This is a genomic window from Acinetobacter sp. BMW17 (assembly GCF_001592855.1).
GTDB classification, from domain to species: Bacteria; Pseudomonadota; Gammaproteobacteria; order Pseudomonadales; family Moraxellaceae; genus Acinetobacter; species Acinetobacter johnsonii.
In genome coordinates, this window is sequence record NZ_LSOD01000029.1 from 38996 (window position 1) to 60522 (window position 21527).

22 protein-coding genes and 2 tRNA genes are annotated in these 21527 nt (G+C 40.7%); 9 read left to right on the top strand and 15 right to left on the bottom strand.

The features are described from left to right. Positions 1 to 40 precede the first annotated feature (40 nt). Entirely contained in the window at positions 41 to 469 is a 429-nt protein-coding gene (locus tag AXW61_RS09260) for a hypothetical protein (protein WP_062034099.1), read from the top strand. Positions 470 to 507: 38 nt separating this feature from the next. Here AXW61_RS09260 and AXW61_RS09265 read toward each other — a convergent pair whose 3' ends face one another. Then, on the bottom strand, positions 508 to 1182 hold the full coding sequence (locus AXW61_RS09265; protein WP_062034100.1) for a 50S ribosomal protein L11 methyltransferase: 675 nt from the start codon (positions 1180 to 1182) through the stop codon (positions 508 to 510). Between the two features lie 271 nt (positions 1183 to 1453). Next, positions 1454 to 2302, bottom strand: a complete 849-nt coding sequence (gene folD / locus AXW61_RS09270; protein WP_010326278.1) for a bifunctional methylenetetrahydrofolate dehydrogenase/methenyltetrahydrofolate cyclohydrolase FolD — start codon at positions 2300 to 2302, stop codon at positions 1454 to 1456. Positions 2303 to 2454: 152 nt separating this feature from the next. On the opposite strand from folD, the gene AXW61_RS09275 reads away from it, so the two are divergent. Both AXW61_RS09275 and AXW61_RS09280 read left to right on the top strand, forming a co-directional pair. Next, a tRNA-Cys gene (locus tag AXW61_RS09275) sits at positions 2455 to 2528 on the top strand. 10 nt (positions 2529 to 2538) lie between these two features. Further along, positions 2539 to 2624, top strand: a tRNA-Leu gene (locus tag AXW61_RS09280). A 144-nt stretch (positions 2625 to 2768) separates the two neighbouring features. On the opposite strand, the gene AXW61_RS09285 is transcribed toward AXW61_RS09280, so the two are convergent. From AXW61_RS09285 to AXW61_RS09310, 6 genes are all read right to left on the bottom strand, one after another. Continuing rightward, entirely contained in the window at positions 2769 to 3671 is a 903-nt protein-coding gene (locus AXW61_RS09285) for a WYL domain-containing protein (RefSeq protein ID WP_062034101.1), read from the bottom strand. A gap of 146 nt (positions 3672 to 3817) precedes the next feature. Then, the gene (locus AXW61_RS09290) at positions 3818 to 4018 is read right to left on the bottom strand and encodes a hypothetical protein (protein WP_062034102.1); all 201 of its coding nucleotides are present in this window, start codon (positions 4016 to 4018) and stop codon (positions 3818 to 3820) included. A 231-nt stretch (positions 4019 to 4249) separates the two neighbouring features. Then, the gene (locus AXW61_RS09295; protein ID WP_062034103.1) at positions 4250 to 5242 is read right to left on the bottom strand and encodes an NAD(P)H-quinone oxidoreductase; all 993 of its coding nucleotides are present in this window, start codon (positions 5240 to 5242) and stop codon (positions 4250 to 4252) included. A gap of 230 nt (positions 5243 to 5472) precedes the next feature. Next, on the bottom strand, positions 5473 to 5733 hold the full coding sequence (locus tag AXW61_RS09300) for a DUF2798 domain-containing protein (RefSeq protein ID WP_004694355.1): 261 nt from the start codon (positions 5731 to 5733) through the stop codon (positions 5473 to 5475). Between the two features lie 34 nt (positions 5734 to 5767). Beyond that, the gene (locus tag AXW61_RS09305; RefSeq protein WP_058869215.1) at positions 5768 to 6064 is read right to left on the bottom strand and encodes a DUF3861 domain-containing protein; all 297 of its coding nucleotides are present in this window, start codon (positions 6062 to 6064) and stop codon (positions 5768 to 5770) included. A 9-nt stretch (positions 6065 to 6073) separates the two neighbouring features. Next, positions 6074 to 6595 carry a PadR family transcriptional regulator gene (locus AXW61_RS09310; RefSeq protein ID WP_010326273.1) on the bottom strand — a complete coding sequence of 174 codons (522 nt, stop codon included), beginning with the start codon at positions 6593 to 6595 and terminating at the stop codon, positions 6074 to 6076. Positions 6596 to 6834: 239 nt separating this feature from the next. Here AXW61_RS09310 and AXW61_RS09315 point away from each other — a divergent pair, with 239 nt between their 5' ends. Next, positions 6835 to 7998 (top strand): sterol desaturase family protein, encoded by a 1164-nt coding sequence (locus AXW61_RS09315; protein WP_062034104.1) that lies wholly within the window; start codon positions 6835 to 6837, stop codon positions 7996 to 7998. Between the two features lie 119 nt (positions 7999 to 8117). Here AXW61_RS09315 and AXW61_RS09320 read toward each other — a convergent pair whose 3' ends face one another. The 4 genes from AXW61_RS09320 to lysS form a co-directional block, all read right to left on the bottom strand. Next, a complete protein-coding gene (locus AXW61_RS09320; RefSeq protein ID WP_062034105.1) occupies positions 8118 to 8390 on the bottom strand; it encodes a hypothetical protein in 273 nt (90 codons plus the stop codon). A gap of 144 nt (positions 8391 to 8534) precedes the next feature. Further along, positions 8535 to 10151 carry a sulfate adenylyltransferase subunit CysN gene (cysN, locus tag AXW61_RS09325; RefSeq protein WP_062034106.1) on the bottom strand — a complete coding sequence of 539 codons (1617 nt, stop codon included), beginning with the start codon at positions 10149 to 10151 and terminating at the stop codon, positions 8535 to 8537. Between the two features lie 139 nt (positions 10152 to 10290). After that, a complete protein-coding gene (gene cysD, locus AXW61_RS09330) occupies positions 10291 to 11205 on the bottom strand; it encodes a sulfate adenylyltransferase subunit CysD (protein ID WP_004694369.1) in 915 nt (304 codons plus the stop codon). Positions 11206 to 11687: 482 nt separating this feature from the next. Then, positions 11688 to 13214, bottom strand: coding sequence for a lysine--tRNA ligase (lysS, locus tag AXW61_RS09335; RefSeq protein WP_062034107.1), 1527 nt, complete (start codon positions 13212 to 13214; stop codon positions 11688 to 11690). A 278-nt stretch (positions 13215 to 13492) separates the two neighbouring features. Here lysS and AXW61_RS09340 point away from each other — a divergent pair, with 278 nt between their 5' ends. Beyond that, positions 13493 to 13999 (top strand): YqiA/YcfP family alpha/beta fold hydrolase, encoded by a 507-nt coding sequence (locus tag AXW61_RS09340; protein ID WP_062034108.1) that lies wholly within the window; start codon positions 13493 to 13495, stop codon positions 13997 to 13999. 35 nt (positions 14000 to 14034) lie between these two features. Here AXW61_RS09340 and AXW61_RS09345 read toward each other — a convergent pair whose 3' ends face one another. Next, the gene (locus AXW61_RS09345) at positions 14035 to 14577 is read right to left on the bottom strand and encodes an adenine phosphoribosyltransferase (RefSeq protein ID WP_062034109.1); all 543 of its coding nucleotides are present in this window, start codon (positions 14575 to 14577) and stop codon (positions 14035 to 14037) included. 515 nt (positions 14578 to 15092) lie between these two features. On the opposite strand from AXW61_RS09345, the gene rubA reads away from it, so the two are divergent. The 4 genes from rubA to oxyR all read left to right on the top strand — a co-directional run bounded on the left by rubA (position 15093) and on the right by oxyR (position 18416). Next, positions 15093 to 15257 carry a rubredoxin RubA gene (gene rubA, locus AXW61_RS09350; protein ID WP_004694381.1) on the top strand — a complete coding sequence of 55 codons (165 nt, stop codon included), beginning with the start codon at positions 15093 to 15095 and terminating at the stop codon, positions 15255 to 15257. A gap of 68 nt (positions 15258 to 15325) precedes the next feature. Then, positions 15326 to 16504, top strand: a complete 1179-nt coding sequence (locus tag AXW61_RS09355) for an FAD-dependent oxidoreductase (RefSeq protein WP_062034110.1) — start codon at positions 15326 to 15328, stop codon at positions 16502 to 16504. 57 nt (positions 16505 to 16561) lie between these two features. Then, complete coding sequence (locus tag AXW61_RS09360) at positions 16562 to 17500, top strand: alpha/beta hydrolase (RefSeq protein ID WP_004694383.1); 939 nt, start codon at positions 16562 to 16564, stop codon at positions 17498 to 17500. A 13-nt stretch (positions 17501 to 17513) separates the two neighbouring features. Then, on the top strand, positions 17514 to 18416 hold the full coding sequence (oxyR, locus tag AXW61_RS09365) for a LysR family transcriptional regulator OxyR (RefSeq protein WP_058869206.1): 903 nt from the start codon (positions 17514 to 17516) through the stop codon (positions 18414 to 18416). A gap of 87 nt (positions 18417 to 18503) precedes the next feature. On the opposite strand, the gene ppk1 is transcribed toward oxyR, so the two are convergent. Together ppk1 and mtgA are read right to left on the bottom strand one after the other, a co-directional pair. Beyond that, a complete protein-coding gene (gene ppk1 / locus AXW61_RS09370) occupies positions 18504 to 20588 on the bottom strand; it encodes a polyphosphate kinase 1 (RefSeq protein ID WP_062034111.1) in 2085 nt (694 codons plus the stop codon). 110 nt (positions 20589 to 20698) lie between these two features. Further along, positions 20699 to 21373 carry a monofunctional biosynthetic peptidoglycan transglycosylase gene (gene mtgA, locus AXW61_RS09375; protein WP_062034112.1) on the bottom strand — a complete coding sequence of 225 codons (675 nt, stop codon included), beginning with the start codon at positions 21371 to 21373 and terminating at the stop codon, positions 20699 to 20701. Positions 21374 to 21527 lie beyond the last annotated feature (154 nt).

Consider the following 21527-nt stretch of genomic DNA (forward strand, 5'->3'; position numbering starts at 1 on the left):
TGGCATACTAAGAACAAGAATAATGTTAGGAACTTTTTATATGAAAAATACGTATAAACTTTTAGGCTTAAGCTGTATCGTTTTAGCAGTATCTGCATGTCAAAGCACGCCTCGCCAATACAATGGCAATGTTGGCTATCAAATTGAACATCAATCAGCGTCGAGCGCTACCCTTGCTTATACGCTTGCTGCTCGTAAAAATCAGCAACTCGATGAAAACAAATTACAACGTGCTTGCCAAAAGGTTTTAGGCTCACAAAAGAATTATAAATTGGCGATTTTAAGTATTAATGAAACTCCTAACACCGCAGCGGATGTTCCCGAATATGGCCGCCAAATTGGTCAAACCCGTGCCACTTTTGGTTTAAGCAATACACCGGACCTACATCAAGGTGAAAACTTTGCAACCCGTGAGTCACTTGAAGCACGCCCAAGCACACTACATGTTGTACGCTATACTTGTTCTTAACAGCACTTATACACATAAAAAAGGGCTTAGTGCCCTTTTTAAGTCTCTAAAGTTCGATAAAAACTCACATTTCGAAACTCTGGTGACTCATCTAGATCTGGCCAAGTTGTGGCACTACGCTCATCGAGCTTTATGTATTGCGGATGACTAAAATTTTTAACACGACTATCTGCCACCCACACATCAGGTGCAAACTTTAAAAATTCATCTAAAAAGAATCGATTACATTGGTCATATAAAACATCGGCAGCCAATAGAACATCGACCTGTTCAGATTGATACAAGTCATCCAAATACTCTAGCTCTACATTATTAAGTTCTGCATTGGCACGGCAAGCATCTAAACTAACTGCATCAATATCGCAACAAATCACACGTTTTGCACCCGCTATTTTGGCTGCAATCGCCACCACACCTGAACCTGCGCCAAAATCCAAGACCACCTTATCTTTGACATGATGAGGCTCTGCCAGTAACCACTGCGCCATGGCTAGGCCTGAAGCCCAACAAAAGATCCAATATGGCGTCTCATTCCAAATACGGCGAATGATTTCATCATCCAGTTTATCGGTTGGAAATACAGGAGGAATGAGCCACAGCGAAATAGATGTTTCAGGAAGCTGTTGCGCAAGCAATTCACACTGTGGAATCACTTCATGCAAGGCTTGAAGTAAATGATCTGGGGCTTTGGGGAATTGGAAAGTACAGCTCATGGAGATTTTATATTTGTAGAATTTTTAATAAACGCACAACGGAGTCTTACACATTAAGACGCATGATATGCATAACCTTCGGTTCGACCTACTTTTGTTTCGACAAAAGTAGGCAAAACCATTGCCATTTGCTGAACTCGACTGAAGTCATCATTTATTTACTGCTTCGCAGAAACATTTTTATCAAATTTAGTCCGGCCTCGAACAGCAGCAAATGACGATGTCACGACTCCAAAACCATCATAAAACTGATTTTAGAGTCTTATAAAAATTAACCTAAAGCTTTCTCAGCCGCTTCAACCGTTTGACGAATTAGTGTGGTAATCGTCATTGGACCTACGCCACCTGGAACTGGCGTATACGCAGAAGCCACTTCTTCAATACCAACCAATTGGATATCGCCTACACCACCACCATCACGTGGATGGAAACCAGCATCAACAACCACTGCACCTTGTTTGATCCAATCTTTTTGAATCAATTCAGCCTTACCAACCGCGCCCACGATAATATCGGCTTGTTTCACAAAGTCAGCTAAGTTCTGAGTACGTGAGTGGCAGATCGTTACGGTTGCATTGGCTTGAAGTAGCATCGCAGCCATTGGTTTACCCAAAATTGCAGAACGACCTACAACGACAGCATGCTTTCCAGCAATCTCGATGTTGTTTTCTTGCAAAATAGTCATAATGCCAGCAGGCGTCGCAGAACCATATGCTGCCTCACCCATAGCCATACGACCAAAACCAAGACACGTTACACCATCCACATCTTTTGCAAGAGAGATGGCATCAAAACATGCACGCTCATCAATTTGTTCTGGCACTGGATGCTGAAGTAAAATACCGTGAACATCAGGATTTGCATTCAGTTTTTCAATTTCAGCCAACAATTGTTCAGTGGTGGTCTCTTTTGGCAGTTCAACTTTAAGTGAGTCCATACCAACACGACGGCAGGCATTTCCTTTCATACGTACATAAGTTGCAGATGCACCATCGTCACCCACCAAAATAGTCGCAAGAATTGGGGTACGACCTGATTTTGCTTTGAGCGCTTCAACGCGAGTTAACAAGTCAGCTTCAATTTGTTTTGCCAATGCACGACCATCTAAAACTAATGCCACGGCACATCTCCAAGTGTTGATATGAATCAATTTTGCACATAATACATGATAATTTTAAATATTTTTCGCTATATGCTGTTTTTATGCGCATATGAATGAAAGCACTATTGTTTTTTTTTCAGAGCTTGCTAATATACGCATCAACAAGACGCGGCGGGGTGGCAGAGTGGTCATGCAGCGGACTGCAACTCCGTGGACGCCGGTTCGATTCCGACCTCCGCCTCCATCTTGTTAAAGCCCGAGTGGTGAAATCGGTAGACACAGGGGATTTAAAATCCCCCGCCCACAAAGCGTGCCAGTTCGAGTCTGGCCTCGGGCACCATTCTTATACTTATAAGTATGGTGCATATAAAGAACCCAGCGTTAAGCTGGTTTTTTTATGCCTACAGAAAAAGCATAATGCAATGCACAAAAAAGAGAGCACATTGACTCTCTTAAAAGTAATATTTCATTCGTTTATCACTCACTATGAGGGTTGTAATAAATAATGTTGCAGATCTTGTTCTAATTTTTCTTGAAAATGAGCTGGCTCAATAATTTTAATGTATGGAATCCAATAACGCACCAAAGGTAAAAGTTGCATTTCATGGCAAATTTGACAATCAATTAATAAACCACCTGATGCATCTTCTAGTACGATTTGTTGCTCTGGCAATAACAGACGTTGCTTAAAATATAAAGCAACTTCAGGTCGAACCGATATTTTCACCGTTTGCTTATGCTTTGCAAACCAAATCCCCTCACTCAGTTCTAATTGGGTCAAAACTTCTAAATGGTGCTCGAAAAGCTCCGACTCATGTACAACCACCTGATTTATTTTACTTAAACGATAAGCACGCAATTCGTCACCTACAGCTGCGGCCAAATACCAACTGCCCTGATGATGAATTAATCGATACGGTTCAACATGTCGCAAACGATCATTATAAATAAAACTGATTTTTTGACGCTTGTGAATAGCGTCCGCAAAAACCTGAAAATGTTCAGCAAATTGCTGTGCATTTTCATAATAATAGCCTTTGGCAGAGAACACTTGATTCGCACGCTCATCAAGCAGGCCACGTAGAAAAGACATATCTAGAGATGGATAGAGTTCACTGATCCCAGAAAGCTGTGCAAAGTTTTGAATGTCTTGTAGCTTAAAGCGCCCAAGATAAACAGGATCTAAAAAGTACTTCTTGGTATATTCATCTTGAAGTAAAGGCAAATACGTATTGAGACGATCAAAATCTCGCTCTATTGTCCGAGTACTCACCTGAAATTCATCTGCTAGTTCTGCAACCCCCAATTGATACCCAGTATTTAATTTAGTCAAAATATTTGCTAAACGCTCCGCAAGGCGTTCATGTGTTGAAGCTTTACGCTTCATATTACCCTCGCTGCACAATCAATGTTGTGTCTTTATTTATAGTTAAATGCCTAAGCATTATATTCAATATAAGCAATTGAATAATATTAAGTAAAAGACAAACGATCAGCTTTCAAGCTATGTCATGTTTTTATTAAAAAAAGCGATCAATGTTTGTTAGATTTCTTCTTTTTTACTGCAGTTTTCTGATGCGCTAAACGCTCTATGTAACGCTCAAAATGAATTAAGGCTTTATACAACTTGTGTAACTCATCAGGTAAAACACTATTATAGATAACAGCCTTATGCAAGCGCTTGAGCGCACGGAAACCATGCGCATGTGTATATGATGTCGATAAAATTTTCATGACAACCCTCTTTTCTGTTTTATTTTTCATTTAAAACCACGTAAATTTGTCAGGTTTAAATTTAGTTGAAAATTTACACCACGGTTTTGACAGGTTGTGTCGAACAGTTATCATTTTTTAATCTTTGTGAAATTATTTTCTGTTTTCAGTACATTATTTTTATTTTTTGGAAAAATTTTAGGCAAAAAAAGCTGACACTAGGTCAGCTCTACTTTTTATACTCTAGAAATATTACAGAATTTTTACCACAACTTTACCCACGTGCTCACCCGTATCCATGCACGCATGTGCTGCTTGAATCTGATCGAACTCAAAAGTTTGATAAATCATTGGCAAGCACTCGCCCTTGGCCCATAGCGGTGCTACATGATTTTGTAAACCTTGTGCAATCTCAGCTTTCTCAGCCGTATTTCGTGCACGCATGGTCGAGCCTGTGATGGTTAAGCGCTTCATCATAATTTGCCCCAATTTAACCTCTTTGGCTTTTGCACCACCTAAAAAAGCAATATAAACCAAACGTCCATCGCGGCGTAGCAAGTTCAAATTCTTTTCTAAATACGGTGCACCCACCATATCTAAAATGACATCAACACCAGCATTTTCCGTTTTCTCATTGATTACTTGTTCAAAGTCTTGCGTTTTATAATTGATGGCATCCGTCAAATTCGCAATCGCCTGTACTTTTTCATCGCTGCCGACGGTTGCAAAGGTTTTAATGCCCAATGCTTTACATAGCATAAGCGCCGTGGTGCCAATACCACTGGTTCCACCATGTATTAACACCACTTCCCCTGCTTTGGCTTTACCCATTTGGAACACATTCGCCCAGACTGTAAAAAAAGTTTCAGGAATAGCCGCCGCTTCCACAAAGCTTACATTTTCTGGAATATGTAAAGTTTGACTTTGCGGAACCACACAATACTCTGCATAACCACCACCATTGGTCAAACCACAAACTTTATCACCCACTTTAAACTGGGTAACTTCAGCTCCAACTGCAACGACCTCACCTGCAACTTCAAGCCCTGGTACTTGTGTTACCCCAGGTGGCATCGGATATAAACCTTGGCGCTGTAAAATATCTGGACGGTTAATACCAAATGCATGGGCCTTAACCAAGACCTCATCTGCTTTTGCTTCAGGGATAGTCACTGTTTCATATGCCAGCTTATCCACACCACCCGGCTCTGTAATAATGACCTGTTGCATCGTTGTTTGTGACATGATTTATTCCTAACTCTTGCGATATTTTTCAAGTTTCATAGATCTATTTGATCATAGAAATAAATTGAAATGAAGAACACCGTACTTATTTATAAGCCTGAAGCCTATTTTGCTACGTGATAGCGCTGATCATTGATAAAAAAGCAAGCTGCGACATCAATCCGACTGCATTCAACATCCTTCTCAAACATCACCTAGAACCATTAGGACCAGATGAAAAGCACAAGTATTCAGTTGCGTGGCTGATCAGGCAAAGACACAAACTGCATTAGAAATTTACGAACCAAAGGCAAAAACACCATAATCAGCGGAAATGCAATCAACCAAGATAAGCTCCAGCTTTTGAGCCAAAGGTGGAAGAAATTATGCACTAGGCCTTTATTTAACAGTAAGTTAAAACCAGAAATAGATCCGCTCATCAGACCTGAAAGTAATAAAGGCATTAACCAATTTAAGTGTTTGATATGAATTTTTGGGAGCGTGTTGAACATAATCGACCTGAGTAAATAAAAGTTAGCTTTGGTTTTACGTTTTAACGGTTTGTTTTAAAGCTTTCATAAACTGCCCAAAATGTGGCATAAAATCTTTAAAGAGCGGAAGGTTTTTATGCTCTAGCATCACCTCACTAAAGAGCTTTAAACCAACAGCAAATGATTTCGCTGCTTCATCATCCAGCATTTGACTGTTTTGAATCACCTGTAACACTTTAAAAATATCGTCGTGGTTATAGCTGTTAAAACTCAAAATATCGGTATAGGTCGACGGGTTGCCTTGAGCATCTGCAATGTGTTTAAGTGTGACTTCATAAGCATGTTGTTTCATTCTGTTTTCCTAGAGACGTGCAATATTCACCGCTGCTTGATCAATTTGTTCTGCAATAACACGAATTTGTTCAGCGCTCAGCTCACTGTGTTGTATCTTGAGCTTTAAGGAAGCTTTGAGGTTTTCCATCGCACGTTTAATGTCAAGATATTGTTCATTATTTTGAATTTGTTTACGCGTATCAAAACGAGATAAGATCTTTTCCACACTTGCTTGCTCAACCTCAAGATGCTTCAAACCCAAGGCCGTTATACGGTATTGCTTGCGCTCAGCATCATCTAACGCGACCTGAACAAACTGCTGCTCTTCCAAATAATTCAAGGTTGGATAGATCGTTCCTGCACTTGGGCAATAGCCCCCTCCCACAATTTCACCCACTTCTTTAATAAGGTCATAGCCATATTTAGGCGCGAATGAAATGAGATGTAAGGCTAAAAGTTTCATCTGACCCGCTTCAAATAGGCGCTGTTTACGTAACACTGGTGCTGTCTCTAAATCAGCAAAGGGTTCAACTTTTTGTGCTTTAGACATAAAAAGATACATCTTTAAATTATTAAGATATATCTTAAATAATTTTTTAATGATTGCAACCTCAAGCCCTGAAATAGAACATCAAAATTTAAGATCGAATGGATAAACGTGAAGGATTACTTGATATTTTTAGATAAGATTGCTGAACAGTTGCAATACCGCTAAAATTTAACCTATGTTTTCACATTCCCCCTCAAGTGAACTCTGACAAAACTCCTAAAATTCAGAATTAAATTAAAATGACAGATCAACTCAGAAAAAAATTTGAAAACCTACAACTCAATGCTGGGCAAGGCAAGATCAGTGCATTTCTTTCTGTTTCCTTAGGCTTTTTGGGTATTTTTGCTGCTTTATGCTTTTTATTTCCCACTGTGCTCACCACACCAGAGCTACGCCCGCTATATAGCAAACACTATGATGTTTTCTACTATAGCTTACTGTTTGGTATCGTCCTCAGTGCTGGCTTTGGTACCTATAGTGCGATCATTAAACAGAATAAATATGGTTTTTATGGTTTGTGTATCACCATTTTAGCGGCTGTTTTAGGCTGTGGGCTGATCAAAGCACCGACATTGCCCGCACTCCCGTTTTATGCAGGTTTTGATTATTTCGTTATTACCTTAATCATCCTTGCTTTGGTTTTTATCCCACTTGAAGGATTCTTTGCAAAGAACACTGAACAGAAAATTCTGCGCGTCGGCTGGGTCACAGACATGAAATATTTCATGTTTAGCCATATTGGCATTCAGCTTTTTTCGTTTTTAACGGTCATGCCTATTCAGTATTGGATCACGCATATTCCCAATAACCCGATTGTGCCTTATGTGCAGGCGCAGCCAATTTGGTTACAGTTTATTGAGTTATTGATTGTGGTGGACTTCACCACCTATTGGTTACACCGTGCGATGCATGAAGTGAACTTTTTATGGCGCTTTCATGCCATTCACCATTCAACGGAACAAATGGACTGGCTAGCCTCTTCACGCTTACACATCGTTGAAGTGTTAATGACCCGTTTTATCGCAACCTTACCGATTTTCTTGTTAGGTTTTCATACCTCTGCGGTCTTTGCTTATTTGGTCTTTATTTCTTTCCATGCCATTTTTATTCACTCCAACGTGCGTTTCCGCTTTCCCTATCTGCGCTGGCTGATCGCAACACCTGAGTTTCACCATTGGCATCATTCTTCTGAACAGCCTGCGATTGATAAAAATTATGCAGCCTTTATCCCCCTTTATGATGTGATTTTTAAATCGATTTACATGCCTAATCATTTGGCCAGTGTATATGGCACAGTCGGCTATAAAATTCCAAACAGTTTTGTGAAGCAGTTTACTTGGCCATTTAAACGTTATGTGAATAAACTGAAAAAGCGCTTAAACAAAGATAATGAGACTTCCTAACAAAACCAATCGATTAACAATCTCAATAATTGAAGCTTGTCTAATCCCTCACCAAAATAGAAAACCTGTATCTCAGCAGGTTTTCTTTCATTTTCCAAGCCTTGTAAATCGAACTTAAATTACGCTCGCCCTTTAAATTCTTTGACCATACGATCACTCACGTCTTCTGGATAACACAGTGGCGCAGCGCCACCGACTCGATTGTAAGCACTACGTTTACCACACCGACTTCCATTTCTTGCAGTATTGTAAGGACAAGGACAATTTCCCGAATACGCTTGTATCGATTGTTGAATAATTTTTTGCTTAATCGCTTCATCACTTTGCGTGGCCTGTTTAGCATCAGCAGCAAAAGTTAAAGTTAAACCAATAAATAATAATATTTTTTTCATAATACCCCTCTACAAAAGAGGCATTCTATAGCACTGAATTTTTATTGAAATATCACATTATTTATTTGAATAATATTTATCCATCTAAAATAGAAATAAAAAACCCACCTTACGGTGGGTTCCTTTTCAAATTCGCTCAATCAGTTACAGACGAACCAATTCAACAATTTTATCAGCTAGCTCTTCAACCGCATCTTGAGTGAATGCGACATCTGTACCATCGACAAGGTCAGTCACCACAACCACACCTGTTTCACGTAGTAGTGCAACCTGATCAGCAGTTAGACCTGCTTTCGCAATTGCAACCACACCTTGTTGAATTAACAAGTTTTCAAGTACTTGTGTATTTTCTAGGGCTTTCACAGATACAGTTACCGCAGCAGGTTTTTGACCTATACGTGCAGCACGGTCTTCCGCTGTGACAGGGTTGCTATGCGCAGACCATTCCACAGACTCTTCCACCATACCCGCACCAATCGTCACGTTGTTTAAACGGTCGATGAAGATAAACGAACCTGTATAACGACTGTCTTGGTAGCGATCAAATACGACAGGCGCATCAAACTCAACGGTGACATTAGCAATGGCATTCAGCTCAAGGCTATCGACTTGTACCTTTTCCAATGTATTGACATTGGTACGGTAGTTAATTGCAGTGACTTTTGCAGGAACAGTTTGCGTACCCACTTTTAAGTTATACAACTTACCAATCACCAGCGGTTGATCTGCCATCCAAACCACAGTGGCATTGACCGAACGTGAAATTTCTGGCGCAGCTTGATCCGCACGTACAAGCACGTTACCACGCGAAATATCAATTTCGTCATTCAGCGTCAACGTTACTGCTTGACCTGCAACGGCACGCTCTAAATTACCATCATAAGTGACAATTTCTTTGATGGTCGATGACTTACCTGATGGTAAAGCCACGATTTTATCACCTACCGATACATCACCCAACGCAACCGTACCGCAGAAACCACGGAAGTCGAGGTTTGGACGGTTCACATATTGCACAGGGAAACGGAAATCGTTGGTCACTGAATTGCGGTTAATTTCCACAGACTCAAGCGTACCCATCAACGTTTCGCCTGTATACCATGGCGTATTTGGTGATTTATTGACAACGTTATCACCATTCAATGCTGAAATAGGCGTAAAGATAATGTTGTTTGGCTTACGGTCACCCAATTGCGCCACAAAACCTGCATACTCCGTCTGAATTTCATTGAAGCGCGCTTCAGAAAATTCAACCAAGTCCATTTTGTTAATTGCAACAATAATGTTCTTAATGCCCAGTAAGCTTGCAATATAAGTATGACGACGTGTCTGAGTTTGTACACCATAACGCGCATCAATCAAGATAATCGCAAGGTCACAAGTCGACGCACCCGTTGCCATGTTACGCGTGTATTGCTCATGTCCCGGTGTGTCAGCGATGATGAACTTACGTTTCTCAGTTGAAAAATAACGATAAGCCACATCAATGGTAATACCCTGCTCACGTTCAGCTTGTAGACCATCGACAAGGAGTGCTAAGTCAGGTGCATCGCCTGTTGTACCGACTTTTTTAGAGTCACGAGTCACCGCTTGCAATTGATCTTCATAAATCAATTTTGAATCGTAAAGCAAACGACCAATTAAAGTTGACTTACCATCATCGACGTTCCCGCAAGTCAGAAAACGCAATAAGTCTTTATTTTCATGTTGTTTTAGATAGCCCAAGATATCTTGGCTAATCAGTTCTGATTGATGAGACATTGCTCAAAACTCCACATATTCTTTAGAAATCGGTTTTTAATCTTCAAATCTACCTAAATCCTCCTTTGATAAAGGAGGACTTTCCTCCATTTTTTCGGGAGTTCTCCCCTCTTTACTAAAGAGGGGTTAGGGGGAGATTTTAGAAATAACCTTCTTGCTTTTTCTTCTCCATCGAGCCCGCCTCATCATGATCGATCATACGACCTTGACGCTCAGAGCTGGTTGCAAGCAACATTTCTTGGATAATTTCAGGTAAGGTATTTGCCGTTGACTCCACTGCACCCGTAAGTGGGTAACAACCAAGAGTACGAAAACGTACCGATTTCATTTGTGGAACTTCGCCTTCTTTTAAAGGCATACGTTCATCATCAACCATAATCAGGGTGCCACTACGCTCAACCACAGGACGTTCTGCAGCTAAATAAAGTGGAACCAATGGAATGCTTTCCAAGTATATGTATTGCCAAATATCAAGCTCAGTCCAGTTTGATAGTGGGAATACACGAATACTTTCACCTTTGTTCACTTTACCGTTGTAAAGATTCCAAAGTTCAGGACGTTGGTTTTTTGGGTCCCAACGATGTTTCGAGTCACGGAATGAGTAGACACGTTCTTTCGCACGTGATTTTTCTTCGTCACGACGCGCACCACCAAATGCCGCATCAAAACCGTATTTATCAAGTGCTTGTTTTAAGCCTTGAGTTTTCATGATGTCGGTATATTTGGAGCTACCATGGTCAAATGGGTTTATGCCCGCATCTTTCCCTTCTTTGTTTTGATGTACGATCAAATCAAAACCATGGGTTTTTGCCATGTTGTCGCGGAAAGCAATCATGTCTTTAAATTTCCAGCCCGTATCTACATGCAGAAGCGGAAATGGAAGCTTGGCAGGATAGAACGCTTTAAGCGCCAGATGCAGCATCACTGCTGAATCCTTACCAATAGAATAAAGCATTACTGGGTTTTCAAACTCAGCAGCTACTTCGCGGATAATATGAATACTCTCAGCTTCAAGCTGTTTAAGATGAGTAAGTCTTTCCTCATTTAATGACATTGACAGCACCAACTCACAAAAATCGTGTACTTATTACACTTTTAAAAATATATATTCATTATAAAGATTTAGTTATACACACTATTGCTTGTTTTATTATATTTATATGCAAAAACCTCATATAAAACAAAATTGATAAGCCCTATAAGTTTTATTCAACAATTAGATATCCCCCAAATAAACTCAAATATTACATCAACTTCATTTAAAGTATTCAGCCTTTCACGCTTCGATTCTTCATCTATATTTCTGCTTGGCAATACATCTACAAATACCTAAAGTCGGTTTCATTTAGGTTCTATGTATGTGACTCACCAAACTCGCAACCCAAAAGACTAAAAATAACACTCGATACAGATCACCTTTTTTGTTTTATATATCAATATGATAGTCAAAAAACTTAGATTCCAATTACTTTGGGATTAATCCATAAAATATAAAAAACCCGCAATAAATGCGGGCTTTTTATGTTCAGATCAAACTTAGTTTTTATGACGCATGTGTGGGAACAGAATCACATCACGAATACTTGCTGCATTAGCGAATAACATGACTAAACGGTCAATACCAATACCCTCACCCGCTGTCGGTGGTAAACCATACTCAAGTGCTTCAACAAAGTCTGCATCGTAGTGCATTGCTTCATCGTCACCCGCGTCTTTTTCTGAAACCTGTGCTTGAAAACGTTCAGCTTGGTCAATTGGGTCATTCAACTCGGAGAAACCATTCGCAAGTTCACGGCCACCAATAAAGAACTCAAAACGGTCCGTAATGTGTGGGTTATGATCATTACGACGTGCCAATGGCGATGTTTCAGCTGGATATTCTGTAATGAAAGTCGGTTGACGTAGCTGAGTTTCAACAGTTTCTTCAAATACGATGGTTTGAAGTTTGCCCAGACCAAAACCTGGTTTTACCTGTTCTTTCAGCTCTTCTTGCACAAATTTTGCCAAGAATTCACGATCATTGACATTTTCAGGCGTGAACTGTGGGTTGTGTGCAAGAATGGCATCAAACATTGAAATTTTCTTGAATGGGCCTTTGAAGCTATACACTTCTTCACCATAAGGCACATCAGTTGAACCCAAAATGTCCAGCGCTAAACGCTCAAGCATATTTTCGGTAAGTTCCATCAAGTCTTTATAGTCGGCATAAGCTTGATAGAATTCAATCATGGTGAATTCTGGGTTATGACGCGTCGAAACACCTTCGTTACGGAAGTTACGGTTAATTTCAAACACACGCTCAAAACCACCAACAACCAAACGCTTTAAGTAAAGCTCAGGCGCGATACGTAAGAAAAGTGGCATATCCAAAGCATTATGATGCGTTTCAAATGGGCGCGCTGATGCTCCACCTGGAATCACATGCATCATCGGTGTTTCTACTTCCATGAAACGCTGCTCAGTTAAGAAGGCACGAATGCCTGAAACCACTTTGGCACGGATTTCAAAAGTCTTACGTGTTTCTTCGTTCACAATCAGGTCAAGATAACGCTTACGATATTTAACTTCAGTGTCGTTTAGACCATGAAATTTATCTGGAAGTGGACGAAGTGACTTGGTTAAAAGCTCAAAGTGTTCAATATGTACATAAAGGTCACCTTTACCTGAACGACCGATATAACCTTTCACCGCGATAATATCGCCAAGATCTAAGCTCTTAATGGTTTCTAAAGTTTCTGGTGCTAATTCTTTACGCGCCACATATAACTGTATACGACCCGTCATATCTTGGATCACGATGAATGAACCGCGGTTCAACATCACACGACCCGCTACAGACACATAAACATGCTCTGCTGCTTCAATTTCTTCTTTGCTTTTGTCTGCAAATTGATCTTGTAAGTCTTGCGCATAATGTTCACGTTTAAACGTGTTTGGCCATGGGCTAGTGCCCGTTTGTTTGGCTTGATCTTCAATCTGCTTTAACTTGGCATGACGCTGTGCAATTAAATCGTTTTCGGAAATGGCTTGTTCAGAAGTCGATTGAGCGTTTTGTTGCGTCATCTCTGCCTCGTATATGTATTAAAAAACGGAAGTTGCATAGCATAGCAGAATTCCAGACGAATGAGCATCATCAAAAACCACGCGGTATATAAAAAAGTATACATCCTGTTTATTTCTGAGCTTATACGCCCACCGTATAAAAGGTCTGTCTATTTCTTAGACCAAAAGCTAACTTCATTTCACGGTTAATCCCTCTACAATGGACATTATAAATCGTGGAAAAGTAAACTTTTCTCCACTCATAAAATAATTTAGTTTTTTTAATTGAATGATAAATCATGAGCAGATGCGAATCTAAAATTTTGTTTTTGCATGGATTAGACTCCTCACGTGAGTCCACTAAATTCCATGCCATTGATGCAAAGCAGAAATTTTGTATCGATATCGATTATCGCTATCTCAATTTTTCTACCGTAGCCAGTTTCTACGACGATATTATTGAAAAAATAAAACCTGAAATTATTGTTGGACATTGTATTGGTGCGTATTGGGCATTGAAAATGTCGCTACTGCATCAAATTCCGTGTGTGATTGCCAACCCACGCTTAGCCCCTGACTTCCGCGATGATTACCCGAGCATTAATGATACTGACTTAGATCACAATGTACCGCAAGTGGCCTATTTAGAGCTGGGAGATGAATTAATCGATATGTACGCGGCACAGGAGATTTTAGAAAATTACATGTTGATTCAAACGGTTGAAGGTGGACATCACCGACTACTTAAACCTGAAAATATTAATCAACTGATTGAACATTTAGAACAACAATATTTATATAAATAAAAAAGCCTTGGAGATTCCAAGGCTTTTTTATCTGCTTATGCCGCAACAGATTCTGGTTTTGATTTGTCATCTAATACTGACCAAATCTTTAAACCTAAGTCAGCATGCAAATCAGGCAAATCAAGAAAAATACTGGCACCTAGCACTTCATGATTACATTTTGCCACTAACTGTTTAACGGCTTTTAATGTCCCGCCTGTCGCTAAAACGTCATCTACAATAATCACTTTTTGCGATGGAGTATTGGCTGCCATTTCTAAACGGTCTAAACCGTATTCCAAACTATACCCCACACCCACGACTGGTGGTGGCAGCTTGCCTGCTTTGCGCACCAACAATAAACCTTTACCTAAACGCTGTGCCAATAAGCTCGCAAGGACAAAGCCACGCGCTTCTACAGCAACAAAACTGTCTACTTCCGCTAACTGCTCAGCAGGAATACTTGCAATTAACGCGTCGGTTAAAGGCTCAATATTGCTCATAAACAATGGTGTTAAATCGAAGAAACAAATCCCAGGTTTTGGAAAATCTTGGACCGTACGAATGTGCGACCACAACGTTGTAGACAAGTTGCTCATAGGAGATCAATAAAATTTGAAAAGGAATAGATGAATTTTACAGCTTTATCTGTTAAAAAAACAGTCAAGCACTGGCTATGCAGCCGACTGAACAACCAAAACATTTATGTAAGTTATTGTTTTCAATTAAATCATTTTTTTAATAAATATTAGGTATAGATGTACTCAATGTTAAAATAGCAATTTAATTCTACATTTGAATCACGACCATAGTCTATATTTTTAAGGATTTTAAAAGACCAGCTGATTGAAAAAACACAGCTTTTTGACTTGCAATCATCTATATCTTTCACACTTTTGCAAAATACGATCTGGTTTTAAATGATACGTTTTGTCCTGATCATCGCTTTTAGCAGATAGATTCAATCATTAAACTCCGATATTTACTTTACATTCGTATTAGAACTGCGTAAAAATTTAGATTAGCGAAGTATGCTAACCACTCAGATGAATAGCAGCTTGCGTAATGGATTATTTTGCTGAACCCTTTCTTGTTCAGCGTTTTGGAGAGTCAAATGAAGAAGTATCAATGCATCGTTTGTGGATGGATTTATGACGAAGCAGAAGGTTGGCCACAAGATGGCATCGTGGCGGGAACAAAATGGGATGATATCCCTGACGATTGGACTTGCCCAGATTGCGGCGTGTCAAAAATCGATTTTGAAATGGTTGAAATCTAATTCATAGTGTTAAAGACCATGCAGCATGGTCTTTTTTTACGTCTTTAAAATAATCTTTGGAGAACCTTATGCATCCCATCGTCATCATTGGCTCAGGTATGGCAGGCTATGCTGTAGCACGTGAATTTCGCAAGCTTAACCCTGAACAAGAGCTGCTTATGCTATGTGCAGATGATGCGACTAATTATGCCAAACCAACATTGTCCAATGCCTTTGTTGCCAACAAAGCGCCTGAACAAATTGCTTTGGGTGATGCAGAGAAAATGGCAACACAACTGAAAATGCAGATTGCCACGCATACTTGGGTGAAAGAGATTCATGCTGAACAACAGCAGTTAACTCTTGTTAAAGATGGTGCTGAATCTACACAGCCCTACTCTCAATTGGTTTTAGCGGTAGGTGCAAACCCAATTCGCTTAGCCATTGCAGGTGATGGAAGCAATGACATTCAAGTTGTGAACAATCTAGACGACTATAAAGCCTTCCGTGCAGAACTTGAAAAGCGTGCAGACAAACGTGTAGTCATTTTAGGTGCAGGTCTCATCGGCTGCGAATTTGCCAATGATTTACAACATACAGGCCATCAAGCTACCGTCATCGACTTGGCAAACCAGCCTTTGGGCCGTTTATTGCCAGCGCATGTTTCAAGTGCCTTTAAAGAAAACCTTGAAGCAACAGGTATTCATTTTGTCCTTGGCACCACAGTTGAAAAAGTGTCTAAAATTGAAAATGGTGACTATGTTGTGACCTTGGCCAATGGTCAGTCTTTAGTTGCAGATGTAGTCTTATCTGCGATTGGCTTACAACCGAGCATCTCCCTGGCAAAAGAAGCAGATATTCAAACCAGTCGTGGCATTTTGACCAATGCACAACTTGAGACCAATCAACCGCACATCTACGCCGTAGGAGATTGTGCTGAAGTGAACGGACTCTTGCTGCCTTATGTCATGCCAATCATGCAACAAGCACGCGCTTTAGCCAAAACCTTAAATGGTGACACCACTGCGGTGCATTACCCTGCTATGCCTGTAGCAGTTAAAACACCCGCTGCGCCGCTCACTGTTTTGCCTGCGCCAATCGATGCAGAGGTGAACTGGGAAACTGAGGAGTTAGACGATGGCATGATTGCCAAAGCCCTAGACAGTCAAGGTACACTTCGCGGCTTCGTACTGCTCGGTGCAACCGCAGCGAAACAACGTTTAGCATTAACAAAACTGGTTCCAGACTTGATTCCAGCACATGTTTAGAGTTTAAATAAAAGGACATTTATAACAATAGATGTCCTTTATGTGAGGATTACAATAATGAATAGCGCACTCCAATATAATCTTTCACCCTATACCTCTTTCATGCGCGAAACCAAAGTCGACTTAGGCAATGGTATTGAACTCCATGTCGAAATCGGTGGCGAAGACCATCATCCGACCATTGTTTTGATCATGGGCTTAGGAGCACAGCTCTTATTTTGGCCTGATTTCTTCTGCAAATCTCTGATTGATCAAGGGTTTCGTATCATTCGCTTTGATAACCGCGATATTGGTTTATCTTCAAAAATTAAACATCAAGGTCCACGCTTAAACACCCTCAAACTGATGGGGCGTTTTGCTTTAGGTTTAGATAACCGTGGTGCACCTTATGACTTATACGACATGGCTGACGATGTGGCACTGCTTTTAGACCGTTTAGGTTTAGATGAAAGTTATGTGATTGGTGCATCCATGGGTGGTATGATTGGGCAAATTCTAGCAGCGCGTCATCCACAGAAGGTCAAAAAGCTCGGCCTAATGTTCACCAGTAACAACCAACCTTTACTGCCGCCGCCTTTTCCAAAGCAACTCTTTAGTCTAATTGGTCGACCTGAATCGACCGATGAAGAAGGAATTGTGAGTCACTCTTTGAAAGTATTTAAGATCATTGGCTCGCCTGATTATCACAATCCAATCGAGTCAATTCAGACTTCTCGCAAATTATATCGCCGAAGTTATTACCCTGCGGGTGTACTTCAACAGTTTTTAGCAATATTATGTACAGGTTCTTTATTGCAACTGGACAAACAGATTCAACAACCGACCCTTGTGGTACACGGTTCGCGAGACCGTTTACTCCCGCCTAGTCACGGAAAGGCCGTTGCAAAGGCAATTATGGGCGCTAAATTTGAATTAATTGATGGAATGGGGCATGATATCCCACCGCACTTCATTCCAAATCTTAGCGAATTATTTGCACAACACTTTAAATCATAATCATTAGGACACTATGGCTGCATTACCATCCTTAAGACAGCTGTCATATCTCGTTACACTGTCAGAAACGCTGCATTTTACTGAAGCTGCACGCCGTTCATTTGTAACCCAATCGACTTTGTCGGGCGGGATTATGGAGCTTGAACGCCTACTCGGTGGCGTACTTGTAGAGCGTGATCGCCAAAATGTGCGCTTAACACCTCTAGGCGAGCAAGTCGTTGCTCGTGCTCGTGTTCTACTGGCAGATGCTCAAGACCTGATGCGTTTAAGCCGAGAAATGAGCGAGCCTTTAACTGGTGATTTACATCTAGGTGTTATTCCAACCATTGCGCCATTTATTTTGGCGCAATTGTTAGATGAAGTGCATAAGCAACTCCCTAAAATTCAACTACATTTACACGAAGCGCAAAGTGAGAAAATTGTAGAAAAACTCGAACATGGTAATTTAGACATGGTCGTTTTGGCTCTACCTTTTGATACACGTGGCTTAAAAGTTGCTGAAGTCGCAAAAGAAAGTTTGTTTTTGGTCTGCAATAAATCAGATATCGCAAGCCAAGCCAAATCGCTGGATGACTTAGACCTTTCACGCTTAATGTTGCTTGAAGAAGGCCACTGCTTACGTGACCACACTCTAAGTGCCTGCCCAATTGGTGAGCGTAAAAACGATCATCGTTTAAAAGCGAGTTCTTTACCGACCCTTGTGGAAATGGTATCGGCTGATCTTGGTTTTACCTTATTACCTGAAATCGCAATTCATACCAATATGATTAAAGCGAATCCAGATTTGATGGTCAAACAAATTGAAGCTGCTCCAAGCCGTATCTTGGCTTTGGTGACACGTAAAAGCACCCCGCTACAAAGCGAATTTGATGTGCTATTACAAATCCTGCAAAAAATTACTCAAAATCTGCACTAAGCTTATTTTTGTGCATAAAAAAGGAGTCAAACATGACTCCTTTTTTTGTGCCTAAATCTTTAGTAGACTCAAGCACAACCCCTAAAGTTATTTAATCACATCTAGCAAATAACGCTGTGCATTATGCTCGGATTCGCCTTCAGCAGGTGTCGCACGAAGCCAAGTTCCATCACCCTGTAGTAACCAAGCTTGTTGATTATCCTGCAAATAGGTCAACAACCCTTGCTGATAAATACGTTTTTTCAAAGCAGGATCTTCAATTGGGAAACAGGCCTCAACACGATTAAATAGATTTCGGTCCATCCAATCGGCACTTGAACCATAAATACGCGCATCGCCATTATTACTAAAATAGAAAACACGAGTATGTTCTAAGAAACGCCCAACGATTGAACGTACACGAATGTTTTCCGAAAGCCCTGGCAAACCTGGACGTAGACAACAAATCGAGCGAATAATGAGATCAATTTGTACACCTGCTTGTGATGCCTCATACAGCTTATTGATCAGTTGCACTTCGGTTAGTGCATTCACTTTCACAATAATTTGTGCTTTCTTACCTGCTTTGGCATTGGCAATTTCATCATCAATAAAGTTTATCAGTTGTGCATGGAGCGTAAACGGCGCATGAAGTAGCTTTTTCAGCTTCGCCATTTTCCCCATACCTGTCAATTCTTGGAAAATACGGTGTACATCTTCACACAACTCTTTATCGGTCGTGAGCAAGCCATAGTCGGTATAAATTCGTGCATTACCCGCATGGTAATTACCTGTTCCCAAGTGCACATAACGAACAAGTTTATTATTTTCGCGGCGTACCACAAGAATCATTTTGGCATGAGTTTTATAACCTACAATGCCGTAAACAACCACTGCGCCCGCTTCTTGCAGTACATTCGCCACTTCGATATTTGACTCTTCATCAAAACGCGCACGCAGCTCAATCACTGCGGTGACTTCTTTCCCATTACGCGCCGCTTCTGCTAGGACTTGTACAATTTCAGAGTCTGCACCACTGCGATAGAGGGTTTGCTTAATCGCCAACACTTGTGGGTCACGTGCCGCTTCACGCAACAAGTTAATCACAGGTGCGAAAGACTCAAACGGATGATGTAGTAAAATATCCTGTTTTTGCATTGCAGAGAACATGCTTTCCGACTTTTTCAACACTTTCGGAATAACAGGAATATGTGCGTCATACCGTAGATGTGGGCGTTTAAAATTGGACAATAAACGCGCCAAGTTCACAGGTCCTTCGACTTTATACAACTGCTCCTGATGCAGATCAAATTCATCTAGCAAGTAGTTATAAATATGTTCTGGACAGTTTTGTGTAACTTCCAAACGTACTGCTCGTCCAAAACGACGTGAACTTAACTCACCTTTCAGTGCTTTGGCTAAGTCTTCAACATCTTCGTTGAGCGCCAAATCAGCATTCCGTGTGACACGGAACTGATAACAGCCTGTTGCTGTCATCCCTGGGAACAAGTCAGAAACATGCTCATGGATGATAGCTGAAAGCATCACATGATGCTCTTTTCCACCTGTGAGTTCATCCGGTAGACGAACCACACGTGGCAATGAACGTGGTGCAGGAACAACGGCCAAATCAATCTGACGACCAAATGCGTCTTTCCCTTCCAAAGTCACAATAAAGTTGAGACTTTTATTCACTAAACGCGGAAATGGGTGCGCAGGGTCAAGGCTAATCGGTGTTAAGACAGGTGCAACCTGTTCTTGGAAATATTTCTTCACCCATGAAGACTGTGCAGGCGTCAGTTCCCCACGGCGTAAGAAGCAAATGTCTTCCTCACGCAATTTCGGTAGAATTTCATCATTGAGAATACGATACTGACGTTCAATTGCAGCATGTGCAGTTTGCGAAATTTGGTCGAGTACTTGGCGTGGGGTTAAGCCATCGGGGCTACGACTTTCATTACCCAGATCCAACTGTTCCATGACGCCTGCAACACGAATTTCAAAGAACTCATCTAAGTTACGTGAAAAAATCAGTAAGAAATTCATCCGTTCTAACAGCGGATGTAAAGGATCTACGGCTTGTTCCAATACACGTAAATGGAAATCTAATATCGATAACTCACGGTTAATATAGCGATCGTTATACGCGTATTCAGGTTGTAGTATCGGAGATGTGCTTGCTGCCGTATTCATAGCTAACCTTTGATTATTTGAATGCGTTTTATCATGATAAGTATGCTTCAATTTTGTGACAATTTCATAAAAAAAAGCCCATAATTTTGGGCTTTTTCAGATCAATCAAATTAAGGGATATCACTATAGCGCATATACTTTCGAATCATGCGCTCACGGTTTTGCAACTTACGGTCATTTTGATGGTCTTGGTAGTATTTCGGATTGGGTAAAATGGCCGCTAAAAAGACTGCCTGCTCACGGCTTAAGCTACGTGAACTTTTACCAAAGTAGTGTTGGGTTGCAGCTTCCACGCCATAGATATTATCGCCAAACTCCACCGAGTTCAGATAAACCTCTAAGATGCGTTCTTTGCTCCACATCCGTTCCATCATCCAAGTTGCAACAGCCTCTTGACCTTTACGAATGAATGAACGCTTGTTATATAAAAATAAGTTTTTGGCCAATTGCTGAGAAATTGTTGAACCGCCCGCAACCACTTTGCCCGTGTCATTATTACGTTCAAGCGCCGCTTGAATGCCATCCCAGTCAAAACCATGATGTTGCATAAATTTGCCATCTTCAGCCGCAACAATGGCTTTTTTCATGTACTCACTGATCTCGTCATAATCACGCCATTCGTGATGAATAGGTTTAGATGGCTCAGACCAATAATCAATCCGCATAAACATGGTGGTTTCCACTGGCTTGTAACGCCACCACGCTAGGCTTGCAAAAATCCACAACTGTACCAAAAGCACGAAGCTGACAACGACTAACAAACTACGAACAATAAAAGCTTTCATGCCAGTGGCTTACTCCAAAAATCATTTTTATTCATGCTAAGCTTGGGCAAATATAGCAAAATTTGGTGGTGTTTCAAAAAGTATGCTGGCGTTAAACGAATCCGTTATTAAGGTAAAAGAAAGTCAAATCAAAGGCTTTAAAATGATTTTCGAG